Source organism: Bradyrhizobium sp. DOA9, from assembly GCF_000617845.2.
Classification (GTDB): domain Bacteria; phylum Pseudomonadota; class Alphaproteobacteria; order Rhizobiales; family Xanthobacteraceae; genus Bradyrhizobium.
Genome location: NZ_DF820425.1, coordinates 767,829 through 784,031, shown reverse-complemented (window position 1 = coordinate 784,031; position 16,203 = coordinate 767,829). Strand labels below are relative to the sequence as shown.

The window sequence follows — 16,203 nt, the reverse complement described above, 5'->3', positions numbered from 1 at the left end:
ATGGACCGGATCTTGGCGAGGCCGCTGACCTCAGGCGTCCTCTTGCTCGCTGCATCGTTGCTCGCGACCTCCTTGTTCGCGAGGTCGGCGCACGCCCAGACCGCCAGCGAAGGGCTCAGCCCGACGCTGTCGGCCATCAAGTCAGCCCACGCCGTGCGGCTCGGCTATCGCGAGAGTTCACCGCCGTTCTCGTTCCTCGACCAGTCGGGACGACCGATCGGCTACAGCCTCGAACTGTGCGCAGCCATCGTCGAGGAGATCGGCGTCGAGGTCGACGATCCCAATCTCAGGATCGACTACGTCAAGGTCACCCCGGACGACCGCATCGACGCCGTGCTCCAGAACAAGATCGATCTGGAATGCGGCTCGACCACGGCCAATGCCGAGCGCGGCAAGCGCGTCGCCTTCTCGCCGCTGATGTTCGTCGCCGGCACCAAGCTGATGGTGCCGAGGGCCTCGACCGTCGCTGCGGTCACCGATCTCAAGGGCAAGACCGTGGTGGTGACCAAGGGCACCACCAACGAGCAGGCGATGCATGTTGCCGACAAGAAGTTCTCGCTCGGCCTCAACATCGTCACCTCCCCGGACCACGAGCAATCGTACCAGATGCTCGCCGACGGCAAGGCCGATGCGTTCGCGACCGACGACATCCTGCTGTTCGGCCTGATCGCGCGCCACAAGGCGCAGGACAGGTTCCGCGTCACCGGCGACTATCTGTCCTACGATCCCTACGGCATCATGTTCAGGAAGGGCGAGCCGCAGCTCGCGGCCGTGGTCGAGCGCGCCTTCCGCAAGCTCGGCTCCAACCGCGACCTCGTCCCGCTCTACAAAAAATGGTTCACCGCTAGGCTCCCCACAGGCGAGCGGCTGAACGTGCCGATCTCGCTACAGCTGGAGGAAGCCTTCAAGGCGATGGACGATTCGGCAAGCGCGAATAATTAACGGCGGGTCTTTCTTACCCTCCAGGGGAGGGCAATCGCGTTCGAATCTTGCAGAGGTCGTCATGCCCGGGCTTGTCCCGGGCATCCACGTTCTTTGTGCTGCGCGGAAAGGCGTGGATGGCCGGGACAAGCCCGGCCATGACGCTGTGGAGACAGCCGGTGCCCATCGCTACATCTCATACGCGATAGCCTTGCCCTCCAGGGGAGGGTGGCACCTGCGCCGTGGCTGCTATTCTTTGCCGCTATCCCCAAACACCCGATCCAGCGCCGCGTCATAGGTCGCCTGCACCAGCTCCGGATGCAGCTTGGCCAGCGTCTCCATCATCACGCCGGAATTGATCTCGAGCACCTTCCACTCGCCGTCCACGCGAACAACGTCGATAGACGCAAAGACGATGCCGATGGCATGCGCGGCATCGATCGCGAGCTTTGCGCAGGCCGCGCGGACTTCGCCGTCCTCCAGCAGCACCGGCTTTGCGCCGGCATCGAGATTGTGTCGCCAATCCGGGCCGCGCTGCTTGCTGTAAGCGATGAGCGGCGCATCATCGAGCAGCACCACGCGGACCTCCTCCTCGATTGCGACATAGGGCGAGATCACGAGCCCCGTGCTCATCGAGAAGACCTCGCCGGCCGCGCGGTCGAGCTCCGGCTCCGTCGTGACCTTGAACACCGATCGCCCCGATGTCCCTTCGTTCGGCTTCACCACCACGCCCTGCGGATTTTGGGCGAGCAGCGCCAGCATTCTCGGGTGCCAATCGGTGCCGGCGACGTGCGCGCCCAGCTTCGGGTTGAGGAAGAGATGATGGGCAATGCAGGGCACGTCCGCGAGCGCCAGAGCCTCGGCAGTGGCCGATTTGTCGTTGGCGAGGCGATGCGCGATGGCGCTGTTGAGGCCGATGTCGTAGCCGAAGGCGAAGCGGCGCATATCGTCGCGGCGCATCGCGATCAGCCAGCCGCCGGCGCGGACATCGACCGCGATGCCCCGCTCGGCGCAATAGCGCCTGATCGCCTGAACGAAGATCCGCTCGCCGCTCGTCATGGTGTGTCGTCTCTGTCGCCAAAAGCCGCAGAAATGCGGATATCGGCGCCAAGCCCGGTGAAAATCAGAGCTATTCTTAATGAAATTCTTGCGAGCGAACCGGAAATTAAGTGCTGCAATGAAGGCCGGGAGGGAAAAGAAATTATCCTCCGCGCGCGCCAGGCAGCAGATTCCTTAATGATGTGACCAGTTCTGCCGCAAATGCCGGTTTGACCGGCATCAATTGCATCCGAAACGAGGTTGATTATTGGTCTCAATGGCGTAGATCACACACGCGAAATCCTCCGCCATGGCAAATGGTGACCGCCCGGTTTCAGGGCCGGGCAGCGCTTTTGCCCTAAAACCGCAGTTATTCGGAATATCGAGAATCATGAGCGCGTTTTACCGAGAGAAGGTTCTTTCCGTCCACCACTGGACCGACACGCTGTTCAGCTTCCGCGCCACCCGCGACACCGGCTTCCGGTTCCAGAACGGCCAGTTCGCCATGATCGGCCTCGAGGTCGACGGCCGGCCGCTGCTGCGCGCCTACAGCATGGCGAGCGCCAACCACGAGGAAGAGCTCGAGTTCTTCTCGATCAAGGTGCAGGACGGCCCGCTGACCTCGCGCCTGCAGAAGATCAAGGAAGGCGACACCATCCTGGTCGGCCGCAAGGCGACTGGCACGCTGATCACCGACAATCTGCTTCCCGGCAAGCGGCTGATGCTGCTGTCGACCGGCACCGGCCTTGCGCCGTTCGCCAGCTTGATCAAGGACCCCGAGGTCTACGACCAGTTCGAAACGATCGTGCTGGTGCATGGCTGCCGCCAGGTCTCCGAGCTCGCCTATGGCGAAAAGCTGGTCGCGACCTTGCGCGAGGATGAGCTGTTCGGCGAGCTGCTCGCGGACAAGCTGGTCTATTATCCGACCGTGACTCGCGAGCCGTTCCGGAACCGCGGCCGCATCACCGATCTCATCAACTCCGAGCAGATCTTCAACGACATCGGGCAAGGCCCGCTCGACATCGCAACCGACCGCATCATGATGTGCGGCAGCCCGGCGATGCTCGAAGAGCTGAAGGCGATGTTCGAGGGCCGCGACTTCGTCGAAGGAAGCGGCAACAAGCCCGGCCATTTCGTGATCGAGAAGGCCTTCGTCGAGCGCTAAGCGCTTCTCGTGCCCCGGACGCCGTCAGCGCGTTTACGCGCGTCTTCGACGCGCTATGGCAGCGCCCCTTTGGCGATGCGCTGCAGAGCCGGGGCCCATCTCACCATATCGTAAGCTGTTGTAGTCTGGGTCCCGGTCTGCGCTTGCGCTTGCCCGGGACACAGCTCGCCTGCGCTGCAAGCTGCTCAATTCGGCGGTCTCTGCTGCACCGCAACACCCGTCCATCCGGCGGATTGATTTGCCTCGGTCGAATTCGCTAGCCTGAAACAAGGGCCGCGTCATATCCGTATGACAGGCACGGGCGTATCGTGACGCCTTCTGCTGGCGAGAGGATCGAAAACGTGGCCGACGACAACAAGATGCAAGTATCCTCCCACCACTCATCCCCGAAACGTCTGCCGCTGGCGGAGGAGGGGATCATGCAAACCCTGCTGCTGCCCTTCTCGCCGCGCTTCATCGTGTTGACGATCTGCGCGATCGTCACCGCGCTCCTGATCGGTATCGGCCTCGCCGATCGCAAGATCTTCGACATCCTGCTGATTCCAATCCTGATCTTCGGCGCGCTGACGCTGCTCGGGGTGCGCGATCTCTTGCAGCAGAGCCACGCGGTGCTGCGCAACTATCCGATCTCCGCGCATATCCGCTTCCTGCTCGAAGAGATCCGCCCGGAGATGCGCCAATATTTCTTCGAGAGCGAGAAGGACGGCATGCCGTTCTCGCGCGACACCCGCGCAGTGGTCTATCAACGCGCCAAGATGGAGCTCGACAAGCGCCCGTTCGGCACCCAGGAGGACGTCTATCGCGAGGGCTACGAGTGGATGCATCACTCGGTCTCGCCGAAGGCGCACGCCACGGAGAAATTCCGTGTGGTGATCGGTGGGCCGGATTGCGCAAAGCCCTATTCGGCTTCGGTGTTCAACATCTCGGCGATGAGCTTTGGCGCGCTCAGCCCCAACGCCGTGCGCGCGCTGAATGCCGGCGCCAGGAAGGGCGGCTTCGCCCATGACACCGGCGAGGGCGGCGTCAGCCCCTATCACCGCGAGATGGGCGGCGACATCATCTGGGAGATCGGCTCCGGCTATTTCGGCTGCCGCCATCTCGACGGCAGCTTCGATCCCGAAGCGTTCGCGCGCGTCGCCGGCGAGGACCAGATCAAGATGGTCGAGCTCAAGATCAGCCAGGGTGCCAAGCCCGGCCATGGCGGCGTGCTGCCGGCGGCCAAGGTCTCCGAGGAGATCTCGAAAATTCGCGGCGTCGCGATGGGCGAGGACTGCATCTCTCCGGCCTCGCACCGCGCCTTCTCCACGCCAATTGGCATGATGCAGTTCATCGCGGAGATGCGCCGTCTCTCCGGCGGCAAGCCGGCCGGCTTCAAGCTGTGCATCGGCCATCCCTGGGAGTTCCTGGCGATCTGCAAGGCGATGATCGAGACCGGGATCTATCCGGATTTCATCGTCGTCGACGGCAATGAGGGCGGCACCGGCGCGGCGCCGCTGGAGTTCATGGACCATCTCGGCATGCCGATGCGCGAGGGCGTCAATTTCGTCCACAACGCGCTCGTCGGCATCAATGCGCGCGACCGCATCAAGATCGGCGCGTCCGGCAAGATCGCGACCGCCTTCGACATGGCACGCGCCATGGCGATCGGCGCCAACTGGTGCAATTCGGCGCGCGGCTTCATGTTCTCGCTCGGCTGCATCCAGTCGCTGAGCTGCCACACCGACCGCTGCCCGACCGGGGTGGCGACGCAGGATCCGACGCGGGCGCGCGCGCTCTACGTGCCGCTCAAGATCGACCGCGTGGCCAATTATCACCATGCGACGCTGCATTCGCTGACCGAATTGATCGCCGCGGCCGGGCTCGAACATCCGCAGCAGCTGCGGCCAATCCATTTCAGCCAGCGGACGTCGACGACCCAGGTGAAGTCCTTCGCACAGCTCTATCCGGCGCTGCGTGCGGGCGAGCTGCTCGAAGGCACGGAAGACCCGCGCTTCCGCGACGCCTGGCAGATGGCGCGCGCCGAGACATTCCAGCCGGCGCTGTGAGATGCCGCCCGCTTCTGTCGTAGGCCAGGGGCATCAAATTGCCGGGAGCGGAGGGTTGGTTTAACATCTGGTTCAACTTTGGGTCTAGATTCGCCCCATGGACGAGCGACGCGACAAAGCCCGACATCGCGTGCTGAAAGCCGGAACGATCGAGTTCGGCGGCGGCGGGATCGACTGCACTGTCCGCAACCTCTCCGATACCGGCGCCGCACTCGACGTCACCAGTCCCGTCGGCATTCCCGATCATTTCACCCTGTTCGTCCAGGCCGACGGCATGCATCGGACCTGCACGGTGGTCTGGCGCAAGGAAAAGCGGATCGGGGTGAGGTTCGGGTGAGCGGAGGCTCGTCCTCGCGCACATTTCACCCCGTCTCGACCTCGGTCAACCGGCTCGCCAAAATCTTGTCGATCCTTCGCCCGTCGAGATCGACCACCTCGATGTGCCAGCCGCCGAAATCGAAGGCGTCGCCGACATTGGGCAGCTTGCTGAATTGTTGCAGCACGAGCCCTGCGACCGTGTTGTAACGATGTGGCGGCAGCTCGATGCCGAGCAGATCGCCGAACTCGTCGACCGGCATCCAGCCGGAGACCAGCAGCGAATCGTCCTCGCGCCTGATGAAGGCCGGCTCGGGCGGTCCCTCCTCGGAATGAAACGCGCCGACGATCGAGTAGAGGATGTCGGCGGCCGTCACCATGCCTTCGAAGGCGCCGTATTCGTCATAGACGAGCCCGACGTGAACCGGCGCCGCTTTCAGGATGGTCAGCACGTCGCGCGCATCTGCCGACACCGGGATTCCGGGCGCCTCGCGCACGAGCGCGCGCAGATCCGGGTTGCGTTCGTTCATATAGGCGACCAGCAGGTCCTTGGCCTGGAGCACGCCGATCGGCTTGTCGCGGTCGCCGTCGGAGACCGGAAAGCGCGAATGCGGGCTCTTGGCGATGATCTCCTGGATGGCGGCGGGATCGTCGTTCAGGTCGATCTCGTCGACCTCGGTGCGCGGCGTCATGACCGCGCCGACCGGCCGGTCGCCGAGCCGCATCACGCCGGCGATCATCTCCTTCTCGCCGGGCTCGAGCACGCCCGCGCTCTCGGCTTCGCTGACGAGGTGATGGATCTCGTCCTCCGAAACCTTCTCCTCGGCCTTGCCGCCGCGGCCGAGCAGCGTGAGGATCAGCTTGCCGGAGACGTCGAGCAGAAAGACGAGCGGCAGCGATATTTTCGCGAGCACGTGCATCGCCGGCGCGACCCGCACCGCGATGCTCTCGGGGTCGCGCAGTGCCACCTGCTTCGGCACCAGTTCGCCGACGATCAAGGTGGCGTAGGTGATGAGCGTGACCACGATGCCGACGCCGACGATGTCGGCGATGCCGGGGGACAGACCGAGCTCGAGCAGCCATTGCGTCAGCCGCTGCCCGAGCGTGGCGCCCGAAAACGCGCCGGAGAGCACGCCGACCAGCGTTATGCCGATCTGCACCGTGGACAGGAACTTGCCGGGATCGGCCGCCAGCGTCAGCGCCCGCTCGGCGCCGTGCACGCCCTTGGCCGCGAGCAGCGACAGTCGCGCCGGACGCGACGAGACCACGGCCAGCTCGGACATGGATAGCAGGCCGTTGATGACGATCAGGACGACGACGATGACGAGTTCGAGCGAGAGCATTGGCGTTCCGGAGGTAAGCAAGTGTGGCCGGGGTGCCGGCGCAAGCCACTGATATAGGTATTCGGTGCGGAAGTGCCGGCGATTCTGCTCATTCGCCGCCGAAAGGGAACCGTGCGCGACGGCGTTCCCGAGGTGTCTGCGGCGACCTGACACCCCGCGGAACTACGGATCGTTGCTTAACGGGCCCTTAGTGCCCGCCGGCTAGTTTTCGCCATTGCAGAAATACATTCGGGGACCTGAGGATGCGGATCGGAAAGCTTTTCGCGCTGTCGATGCTGACGGTGACGGTATTTGCAGTCGTTCTCGGCGCCGAAGTGCTGATACCTCAGACGCGCATCTTCACGAACCGCTCCGACGCGATCAAGACGGTGGAGGCTTTTGGTGCGACGCTGCTGGCCAACCAGCACGTCGCCAGCCTTCGCGCTCCCTATATCGGACCGATCTTCCAGGACGGCGCCGCAACGCCGGCGCAGCTCGATGCTGCGACAAAGGCCACGAAAACCGCCGAGGCGGGCTTCGAGGCCGCAAGGCGCGCCGTCATGGTGCTGGATGACGGCGGCGCGATTGCCGAGAATCTCGATCGCGCGGCGCGGCGGCTGAAGGAAATCACCACCGCGGCCGACCGCGCGATGAGCGTTCCGCTGGCGGCGCGCGACGGCGCTGCGACCAAGGGCTTCCTGCCCGGCGTTGCCGAGGTCATCGGCCACATCGAGCCGGTCATGAACAAGCTCGAGGCGAAGGTCATCAATGCCGATTCCTCGCTCGCCGCGCTGCTGAGTTTGGCGCGAACGGCGCAGGATTTGCGCGTTTCGGCCGGCAGCCGCGCCGCCACGCTGTCGCCGGCGCTGTCCGCGCGCCGTCCGCTCACCGCGGCCGAACTGTCGCTGATGGACCGCATGCAGGGACGCGTAGAGGCCGATCGCGAGCGCATCGAGGCCGGTCTCGAACAGCTCGGAAATCCCGCCCGCATCGCCAACGCGCTGAAGGCGGCAACGGAATCATATTTCGGAAAAGCAGCAGATGCCGTGGACAAGGAGCTTCCTGCAGCCCGGGCTGACGGCAAGTACGGTGCCACCGCCGACGAGCTGGCGAAGGTCATCGTGCCGGCCATCCAGATGTTCTACGGCGTGCGTGACGCTGCGCTGGCGGAAGCCGCCGAGCGAGCCACGGCCGCGCGCGACGGTGCGCTGGCGATGCTCGCGCTGGCCGGTGTCGCCGTGCTGGCCCTGCTCGGCACGCTCGGTGGCGTGACCATCATGCTGCGCAGGCGCGTGGTGACGCCGCTCGGCCGGATCGCCGACGTGATCGGCGCGCTCGCCGCCGGGCAGCACGAGGTCGAGATTCCCGCGACGGGCCGCAGCGACGAGATCGGCCAGGTCGCCGGCTCGCTCCAGCATTTCAAGGATTCGCTGCTCGCCAAGAAGTCCGCCGACGAGGCGGCCGCGATCGAAGCGGAAGCGAAGCTGAAGCGCAGCCAGCGCATGGATCAGATCGCGCGCGAGTTCGAAGCCATGATCGGCGATGTCATCAACACCGTCTCGGCGGCATCCTCGGAGCTGGAAGCCTCCGCGGGAACGCTGACGAGCACGGCCGCGCAATCGGAAACGGTCACGGCGACAGTCGCGGCCGCCTCCGAGCAGGCCTCCACCAATGTGCAGACCGTTGCCGCCGCGGCCGAGGAGATGGCCTCGTCGGTCGACGAGATCGGCCGTCAGGTCCAGGATTCCGCGCGCATCGCCGGCGAGGCCGTGCAACAGGCTGGGCGGACCAACGAGCATGTCGGCGAGCTCGCCAGGGCTGCGGGGCGAATCGGCGACGTCGTCGAGCTCATCAGCCAGATCGCGGGCCAGACCAATCTTCTGGCGCTCAACGCCACCATCGAGGCGGCGCGCGCCGGCGAGGCCGGTCGCGGCTTTGCCGTCGTCGCGTCCGAGGTCAAGGCGCTGGCCGAGCAGACCGCCAAGGCCACTGGCGAGATCAGCCAGCAGATCTCGGGCATCCAGACGGCGACGGAGGACTCCGTCGGCGCCATCAAGTCGATCGGCGATACCATCTCCCGCATGTCCGAGATCGCGTCCGCAATCGCCGCGGCGGTCGAGGAGCAGGGCGCAGCGACGCGGGAGATTTCCCGCAACGTGCAGCAGGCCGCGCGCGGCACCCAGCAGGTCTCCGCCAGCATCGTCGACGTGCAGCGCGGGGCGAGCCAGACCGGATCCGCCTCCTCCAACGTGCTCGCGTCGGCGAGGTCGCTCTCGGGCGAAAGCAGCCGGCTCAAGACCGAGGTCGGAAAATTCCTCGACGCGATCCGCGCGGCGTAGAAATTCGCCGTCGTATGGATCGAAGCGAGCCAGGCACTCGAGCACCTCTCCCCTCCGGGGTGTTCAGACCGGGGAGAGGGACAAGAAAGCTCAATCCAGCTTCGCGTCCATCCCGCGTTTCACCGCCGGGCGCGCCATCAGGGCCTCGTACCAGCGCTTGACGTTGGGGAAGTCGGCCAGATCAACCTTGTGGCGAGGATGGCGCCAGGCCCAGCCCAGGATGGCAAAATCGGCGACCGAGAGCTCGCCGGCGACGAAGTCGCGCCCCTCCAGCCGGCGATCGAGCACGCCGTACAGCCGGCGCGTCTCGGCCATGAAGCGCTTCAGGCCGTAGGCCCGGTCCTGCTCGCTCTCGAGCGCGATGAAATGGTGCACCTGGCCGGGCATCGGGCCGAACCCGCCCATCTGCCACATCAGCCATTCGTAGACCGGGATGCGCTGGATCAGCGCTTTCGGCAGGAATTTTCCGGTCTTTTCGCCGAGATAGAGCAGGATCGCACCGGATTCGAAGATGCTGACGGGCTTGCCGTCGGGCCCCTCGGGATCGACGATCGCGGGGATCTTGTTGTTGGGCGAGAGCTTGAGGAACTCGCCCGCCATCTGCTCGCCCTTGGTGATGTTCACCGGGATCACCTTGTAGGGCAGCCCCATCTCCTCCAGCGCGACCGAAATCTTGCGGCCGTTCGGCGTGTTCCAGGTGTAGAGCTCGATGGTCATTCCGTGTCCTTCCCAACAGGCGTGCCCCCTGAACTACTCCAGAAGGTTGCGCCCTCACAACCGGCGGGCCGGGATGGCCGATCCCTGTTGACGGGAGACGCCCCCTCTGGAATGTCGCGTCCGTCGCGGATAAATTCCGCCCCCACCAAAAACGCTGTTCGAGGGACCGCCGTGTCGAAATCCGCCTCCCGCGCCCGCCTGTTCGAAATCATCCGCCGGCGCTCATTCGGCCGCGGCGAGGTGACGCTCGCGTCGGGCCGCAAGAGCGATTTCTACTTCAACCTCAAGCCGACCATGCTCGACCCCGAGGGCGCGACGCTGCTCGCCGAGCTGACTTACGAGGCGCTCAAGGACGACCAGCTCGATTTCATCGGCGGGCTCGAAATGGGCGCGGTGCCGCTCGCCGGCGCGCTGGCGCAGATCTCCTGGATCAAGGGCCATCCGATCGCGGCCTTCTTCGTGCGCAAGAAGCCGAAGGAGCACGGTGCGAAGCTCGCGATCGAGGGCCTGCCCAAGGGCGAGACGCTGGCCGGCAAGCGCGTCGTCATCGTCGAGGACGTCACCACCACCGGCGGCTCGGCGATGAAGGCGGTGGAATCGGTGCGCGAGGCCGGGGCCAATGTCGTGCTGGTGCTGACCATGGTCGATCGCGAAGAGGGAGCCACCGACACGTTCGCTGCGGCTGGCCTGCCGTTCCGCTCGCTGTACAAGGCGTCGGAATTCCTGAAGGGGTGATGCGGCGAAACATCCTTCGCTGTCACGCCTCGGTGTGCCCCGGAAGCAACCATCCGTCCAAAGCTGCGCCTGGCCCTAAAGAGGCCACCGCCACGTCTTGAAACCGCCTCCGCTCAACTGCTCATTTACCATCCCGCTTTATGGTGAATCGTGCGCTGAGACCTCCCGGTCCCAGCCGGTTCAGTAGCGTCGGGTGGAGTAAGCATTGCGTACAGTCATCTCCCATGCGCGCCGGCGGCGTCGCGCGGTGCTTGTGGCCGCCATGCTGGCAGCTCCGCTGCTCGCAACGCCTGCCCCGGTTTCGGCTGAAGGCCTGTTCGACTTCCTCTTCGGCGGAATGCAGCAGCAGCGGCCGCAGCGCGAGGTGCCGCAGGCGAACCCCTACGTCGATCCTTTCGGCAGCCAGCAGAATGGCGCCACGCCGCAATATGTGCCGCCGACCCGCTCGGCGGCGGCCGGCGGCTCGGGCCCGGCATTCTGTGTGCGCAGCTGCGACGGAAAATACTTTCCGCTGATGCGCGGCCTCGTCTCGCCCGCGCAGATGTGTCAGGCATTCTGCCCTGCCACGGCAACCAAGGTCTATTTCGGCTCTTCGATCGAAGGCGCCTATTCGCAGACCGGCGAGCGCTACGCCGACAGCGAGAACGCGTTCGCCTATCGCAAGGCGCTGCGCGCCGATTGCACCTGCAACGGCCGCGAACCGGTCGGTCTTGCCCCGGTCGATCTTGCGCTGGATTCCTCGCTGAAGGCGGGCGACGTGATCGCCACCACCGACGGCCTCGTGGCCTATACCGGCGTCCGCGTTGGCAACGACCAGGCTGCGGATTTCACCCCGGTGGCCTCCTATCCCGGTCTCACCGCGCAGGTCCGCGCACGGCTTGGCGAGATGAAGGTCGCGCCGGTGCGGGCCGAGACGGTGTCGGCAGATGCCCCCGCCGCGGCCGAGATCGTGCGCGAGCCGCTGCCGGATGTGTCGGTGCCGAAGACGGCCGCGAAGCCGGCGAAGCGGGCGGGGTTGGATTGATCGAGCACGCCTGAAGCCAATGACGGAGGATGGACACTACCTCCCGATGATCACCCCGATCACGTTCGGCGCGGACAGATATTTCTCCTCGATCGCCGCGCGCGCAGCGGCGCGGTTTTCCGGCGTCAGGAGACCGCGCTTCTCGGCCAGGATCATCCAGCAGAAACCCCACCAATCCGTCAGCATGCCCGCCTCGCCGACGAGGTCATAACCCTGCTCGGCCGCGAAGATCCGCGCATGCGCTTCGTCCAGCGTGTCGAGAAACAGATGATCCTCGGGCGAGAACAGATCGTCGCTGAAATCGTCGATGGTGTAGCCCCAGATCGACTGGCACACCGCGTTGAACTCGCGGTCGAATTGGTCATCGTCGACCCTTTGGCGCCGCGCCGCCTGATGCAGCCGTGACAGCGAGCGCGCGAAATCGGCGATCCGGGTGAGGGCAAACTGGTCGAAGGCAATGGTGGACATGTAGTCCTCGCAAAGTCGGACAGACGCTAGATATTGTATCGGCGATGCGCCGAATCACAATGATATATCAAAGACTTGCTAAATTGTTCTTAATTTGTTCTTGGGTGCAAAGAACACCTCAATGGCAGCGCGACGCCGCAATGGCATGGACGCGACGATCGCCGAGGAGATGGGCGACAAAGCCGTTCTGCGGAAAGATCCTGGCGAAGGCAGCGTCGCGGATGCTGAGGCCGCCGGCATAGGCGCCGAACGCAGGCATGACGGCGCGCAACCCGTCGCTGGCGAAGCAGCGGCGCTCCATGAAACGGCCGCGCGCCGAGACGCGCGCCTTCGGATGCAGATGGCCGGCGATCTCGCCGCGTGCGCCGGTCGGCTCGTGACGGAAGGTGATCGGGCCGATCGCGACTTCGTCCGCGATGGTGCCGCCGAGATCGCGCGGCAGCTTGGGATCATGATTGCCCGAAATCCAGATCCAGTCGCGGCCGGTCTGGAGTGCGGCGACGGCATTGCGATCGTCCGTCGACAGGCGCTCATGCGCGCTGCGATCGTGAAAACTGTCGCCGAGCGCGATGACGATTCGCGGGTCATGGCGGGAGATGGCAGCAGCGAGCCGGCCAAGCGTCGCGATGGTATCGTAAGGCGGCAGCAGCACGCCGCGCGTGGCGAAGCTCGACCCTTTCTCCAGATGCAGGTCGGAGACGACGAGCAGGCGCTGCTCCTCCCAGAACAGCGCGCCGGAGAGATCGGCCGCGAAGGTCACATCGGTGATCGTGACCCTGGAAACGCGCATGTCCTCGACATCTCCCGAAATCAGCGCGCCTGCCGTCACGTCTTACCAGCTTCTGTCCATCGCCTCTTTGACGAGCTCGTCGGCGGCTTCGGCCAACAGCTCGTCTGCAGCTTCGCCATAAACTGACTCGCGGCCGATTTCCAGCATCACGGGCACGGCGAGCGGGGAGACGCGGTCGAGTTCCCGGTGCGTGATGCGGCCCTGGATGCGCATCAGCATGTCGCCGAGGCGGCGCAAATCGAGCAGGCCGGTGGCGGCATCGGCGCGCGCGGCGCGGAGCAGGACGTGATCGGCCTGGTGCTTGCGCAGCACGTCGTAGACGAGATCGGTCGAGAACAGCACCTGGCGGCGGCTCTTCTCTTCGCCGGTGTGCCGGCGCGCGATCAGGCCGGAGATGATCGCGCAGTTGCGGAAGGTGCGCTTCATCAGCGCGGACTCGGCGAGCCAGGCTTCGAGATCATCGCCCAGCATGTCGGGGTCGAACAGCGCGTTGAGGTCGATCCGGCCCTGACGGATCATGAAGGAGAGATCGCCGAGCCCCCAGATCGCCACCGCATATTCATTGGCAACGAAGCCGAGCGGCCGCGCGCGGGCGCGCTCCAGCCGCCGCGTCAGCAGCATGCCGAGGGTCTGATGCGCGAGGCGGCCCTCGAAGGGGTAACAGACCAGATAATGCTTGTTGGCGCGCGGAAAGCTCTCGACCAGGAGCTCGCGAACCGCCGGCACGCTGCTGACGTCCTTCTGCAGCGACAGCCAGTCGCGCACCTGCTCCGGCAAGCCGCCCCAGGCGCGGCCATCGTCGAGCAGCCGGCGCACGCGCTCGGCGAGATAGGTCGAGAGCGGAAACTTGCCGCCCATGTAGGACGGCACCTTGGGGTCCTTGTCATGCGCGCGCGAGACATAGACCTGGTCCTCGACAAGGGTCTCGTAACGCACCACTTCGCCGGAGAACACGAAGGTGTCGCCGGGCGAGAGGCCCTCGATGAACGCCTCCTCGATCTCGCCGAGCAGCCGGCCGCCGCGCGCGATCACGCCGGTTGAGCCCGCACCGCCGCCACGCGAGCGCACCAGCCGCACCTTCAGCATGTCGTCCTCGACGATGGTGCCGACATTCATACGGTAGCTCTGCCGCACTTTGGGATTGGCGACGCGCCAGCGTCCTTCCTTGTCCTGCTTGATGCGGGCGAAGCGCTCATAGGTCTTCAGCGCGTAACCGCCGGAGGCGACGAAATCGACGACATCATCGAAATCCTGCCGCGACAGGCTTGCATAGGGCGCGGCGGTGCGGACCTCGTCAAAGAGCTCGTCACTGAAGAACGGCTCGCCGCAGGCGCAGCCGAGCACATGCTGGGCCAGCACGTCGAGGGCGCCCGTGCGCAAGGGCGGCGTGTCCTGCGCGTTCTCGGCGATGGCATCGATGGCAACGCTGCACTCCAGCACCTCGAAACGGTTGGCCGGCACCAGCACCGCGCGCGAGGCCTCGTCGAGGCGGTGATTGGCGCGGCCGATCCGCTGCATCAGGCGCGAGGAGCCCTTGGGCGCGCCGATGTTGACGACGAGATCGACGTCACCCCAGTCGACGCCGAGGTCGAGCGAGGAGGTGCAGACCACCCCGCGCAGCCGGCCCGCCGACATGGCGTCCTCGACCTTGCGGCGCTGCGCGACGTCGAGCGAGCCGTGATGCAGCGCGATCGCGAGGCCATCGTCGTTCATGCTCCAGAGATTCTGGAACAGCATCTCGGCCTGGCTGCGGGTGTTGACGAAGACCAGCGTGGTCTTGTTCGCCTTGATCAGCTCGTAGATCTCGGGGAGCGCGTGACGCGCGCTGTGGCCGGCCCAAGGCAGCCGCTCGCGCGTGTCGAGCATCTCGACCACGGGCGGCGCCGCGCCGCCGGCGACGACGATGTCGGCTGCTCGCTCCTTGCCGTCGGGCTGCGGCACAAGGAAGCGCGCGAGCTGCTCCGGCTCGGCCACGGTTGCCGACAGGCCGATCGCGCGCATCTGCGGGGCGAGGCGCCACAATCGTGCGAGCCCGAGCGAGAGCAAATCGCCGCGCTTGGACGTGACCAGCGCGTGCAGCTCGTCGAGCACGACGCGCTCCAGGGAGGAAAACAGAAACGGTGCGTCGTCGGAGGAGAGCAGCAGCGCGAGCTGCTCGGGCGTCGTCAGCAGCACATCCGGCGGATAGCGCCGCTGCCGCTGACGGCGCGAGACCGGCGTATCGCCGGTGCGAGTCTCGACCTTGATGGGCAGGCCCATCTCGGCGATGGGACGCTCGAGGTTGCGCGCGATGTCGACGGCGAGCGCCTTGAGCGGCGAGATGTAGAGGGTGTGCAGGCCACCGCTACGCTGCAGGCTGCGGCCGGTGGAGACGAGGCTCTTCTTCGCGCCTGCGTCTCGCGTCACCGGCTGCGCCGACAGCTCCACCAGCGTCGGCAGAAATCCGGCCAGCGTCTTGCCGGCGCCGGTCGGCGCGATCAAGAGGGCCGAGCGGTCCTCGCGCGCCTTCTCCAGCAGTGCCAATTGATGCGCGCGCGGCGACCAGCCGCGGGCCGCGAACCAGGCCTGGAAGCGATCCGGCAGCAGCGCGGCCGGCTCGGCCGATGTTGGGAGGATACGGGGCGGCACGGCATGACAGGTAAGCCGTAGGGATGGCTTCGTCGAGGGGGCGCCCTCCCGCCTGCACGAGGAGGGCGATCGCGTAGGGATTTATGCGCTTCGAGCGCGCGCCTCGCCCTTCGAGACGACCGCTTTGCGGTCTCCTCAGGGTGAGGCTAAGCAAGCACCGCCTCCGTTGAAACTGCTGCCGCGCATTCCGCCCTCATCCTGAGGGCCCGCCAAGGGCGGGCGTCTCGAAGGATGGCCGCCGCGGAGGTCCCTGTCACACGACGAGGGCCCGAGCTCTTACGCTCCGGCCGGCACCTGATCTAGAAATCCCGTCACGCTTCTGATCCGGCCGTCCTTCAGCACGGCGAAATCCGTGCCCTTGATCGGGCTGTCGGCGCCGTCAGGTCCAAGTCCCCACGAGAAGCGGACGTGGTCGCCGTAGCCATTGGGCTCGCCGATCAGCTTGAATTTGAAATCGGGAAAGCGCTGCTGCACACCCGATATCAACGCCTCGATGCCGTCCTGGCCGTCGCCCTTCATCACGGGATCGACATAGCTCGCATCATTCGTCCAGCCTTCGCTCAGCAACTCGCGGCGGCGGCCGGCGGTGCGCTCGTTCCAGAGCTCGATGTAGCGGCGGGCGATGGTGACGGGGTCGGTCATGGTTCTCTCCTTCGATGGCGCCGTGTTGTCCGGCTGACCGTGACTATCGAAGGT

Annotated in this window: 14 protein-coding genes; 7 read left to right on the top strand and 7 right to left on the bottom strand. The window is 65.7% G+C overall.

Annotated features, from left to right (window positions below; all coding sequences use genetic code 11):
* Positions 1 to 942 carry an amino acid ABC transporter substrate-binding protein gene (locus BDOA9_RS03595; protein WP_025032586.1) on the top strand — a complete coding sequence of 314 codons (942 nt, stop codon included), beginning with the start codon at positions 1 to 3 and terminating at the stop codon, positions 940 to 942.
* Between the two features lie 228 nt (positions 943 to 1,170).
* Here the strand turns inward: BDOA9_RS03595 and BDOA9_RS03590 are convergent, their stop codons facing one another.
* Complete coding sequence (locus BDOA9_RS03590; RefSeq protein WP_025032585.1) at positions 1,171 to 1,980, bottom strand: ATP-grasp domain-containing protein; 810 nt, start codon at positions 1,978 to 1,980, stop codon at positions 1,171 to 1,173.
* Between the two features lie 370 nt (positions 1,981 to 2,350).
* Here BDOA9_RS03590 and BDOA9_RS03585 point away from each other — a divergent pair, with 370 nt between their 5' ends.
* The 3 genes from BDOA9_RS03585 (at position 2,351) to BDOA9_RS03575 (ending at position 5,506) form a co-directional block, all read left to right on the top strand.
* Complete coding sequence (locus BDOA9_RS03585; RefSeq protein ID WP_025032584.1) at positions 2,351 to 3,124, top strand: ferredoxin--NADP reductase; 774 nt, start codon at positions 2,351 to 2,353, stop codon at positions 3,122 to 3,124.
* Positions 3,125 to 3,543: 419 nt separating this feature from the next.
* The gene (locus BDOA9_RS03580) at positions 3,544 to 5,169 is read left to right on the top strand and encodes an FMN-binding glutamate synthase family protein (RefSeq protein WP_025032583.1); all 1,626 of its coding nucleotides are present in this window, start codon (positions 3,544 to 3,546) and stop codon (positions 5,167 to 5,169) included.
* 97 nt (positions 5,170 to 5,266) lie between these two features.
* A complete protein-coding gene (locus BDOA9_RS03575; protein ID WP_025032582.1) occupies positions 5,267 to 5,506 on the top strand; it encodes a PilZ domain-containing protein in 240 nt (79 codons plus the stop codon).
* Between the two features lie 25 nt (positions 5,507 to 5,531).
* On the opposite strand, the gene BDOA9_RS03570 is transcribed toward BDOA9_RS03575, so the two are convergent.
* Positions 5,532 to 6,827: a hemolysin family protein gene (locus tag BDOA9_RS03570; protein ID WP_025032581.1), complete on the bottom strand. Its 1,296-nt coding sequence runs from the start codon at positions 6,825 to 6,827 to the stop codon at positions 5,532 to 5,534.
* Between the two features lie 242 nt (positions 6,828 to 7,069).
* Between BDOA9_RS03570 and BDOA9_RS03565 the strand changes: the two genes are divergently transcribed.
* On the top strand, positions 7,070 to 9,145 hold the full coding sequence (locus BDOA9_RS03565) for a methyl-accepting chemotaxis protein (protein ID WP_025032580.1): 2,076 nt from the start codon (positions 7,070 to 7,072) through the stop codon (positions 9,143 to 9,145).
* 90 nt (positions 9,146 to 9,235) lie between these two features.
* Here the strand turns inward: BDOA9_RS03565 and BDOA9_RS03560 are convergent, their stop codons facing one another.
* On the bottom strand, positions 9,236 to 9,862 hold the full coding sequence (locus BDOA9_RS03560) for a glutathione S-transferase family protein (protein WP_025032579.1): 627 nt from the start codon (positions 9,860 to 9,862) through the stop codon (positions 9,236 to 9,238).
* A gap of 171 nt (positions 9,863 to 10,033) precedes the next feature.
* Between BDOA9_RS03560 and pyrE the strand changes: the two genes are divergently transcribed.
* A complete protein-coding gene (gene pyrE / locus BDOA9_RS03555; protein ID WP_025032578.1) occupies positions 10,034 to 10,597 on the top strand; it encodes an orotate phosphoribosyltransferase in 564 nt (187 codons plus the stop codon).
* A 262-nt stretch (positions 10,598 to 10,859) separates the two neighbouring features.
* Positions 10,860 to 11,621: a DUF2865 domain-containing protein gene (locus BDOA9_RS03550; RefSeq protein WP_042335686.1), complete on the top strand. Its 762-nt coding sequence runs from the start codon at positions 10,860 to 10,862 to the stop codon at positions 11,619 to 11,621.
* 36 nt (positions 11,622 to 11,657) lie between these two features.
* Here BDOA9_RS03550 and BDOA9_RS03545 read toward each other — a convergent pair whose 3' ends face one another.
* The 4 genes from BDOA9_RS03545 to BDOA9_RS03530 form a co-directional block, all read right to left on the bottom strand.
* Positions 11,658 to 12,089, bottom strand: a complete 432-nt coding sequence (locus BDOA9_RS03545; protein WP_025032576.1) for a hypothetical protein — start codon at positions 12,087 to 12,089, stop codon at positions 11,658 to 11,660.
* A gap of 118 nt (positions 12,090 to 12,207) precedes the next feature.
* Complete coding sequence (gene pdeM, locus BDOA9_RS03540) at positions 12,208 to 12,879, bottom strand: ligase-associated DNA damage response endonuclease PdeM (RefSeq protein WP_042335684.1); 672 nt, start codon at positions 12,877 to 12,879, stop codon at positions 12,208 to 12,210.
* A 42-nt stretch (positions 12,880 to 12,921) separates the two neighbouring features.
* Positions 12,922 to 15,507 carry a ligase-associated DNA damage response DEXH box helicase gene (locus tag BDOA9_RS03535; protein ID WP_025032574.1) on the bottom strand — a complete coding sequence of 862 codons (2,586 nt, stop codon included), beginning with the start codon at positions 15,505 to 15,507 and terminating at the stop codon, positions 12,922 to 12,924.
* Between the two features lie 276 nt (positions 15,508 to 15,783).
* A complete protein-coding gene (locus BDOA9_RS03530) occupies positions 15,784 to 16,149 on the bottom strand; it encodes a nuclear transport factor 2 family protein (RefSeq protein WP_025032573.1) in 366 nt (121 codons plus the stop codon).
* Positions 16,150 to 16,203: the final 54 nt, after the last annotated feature.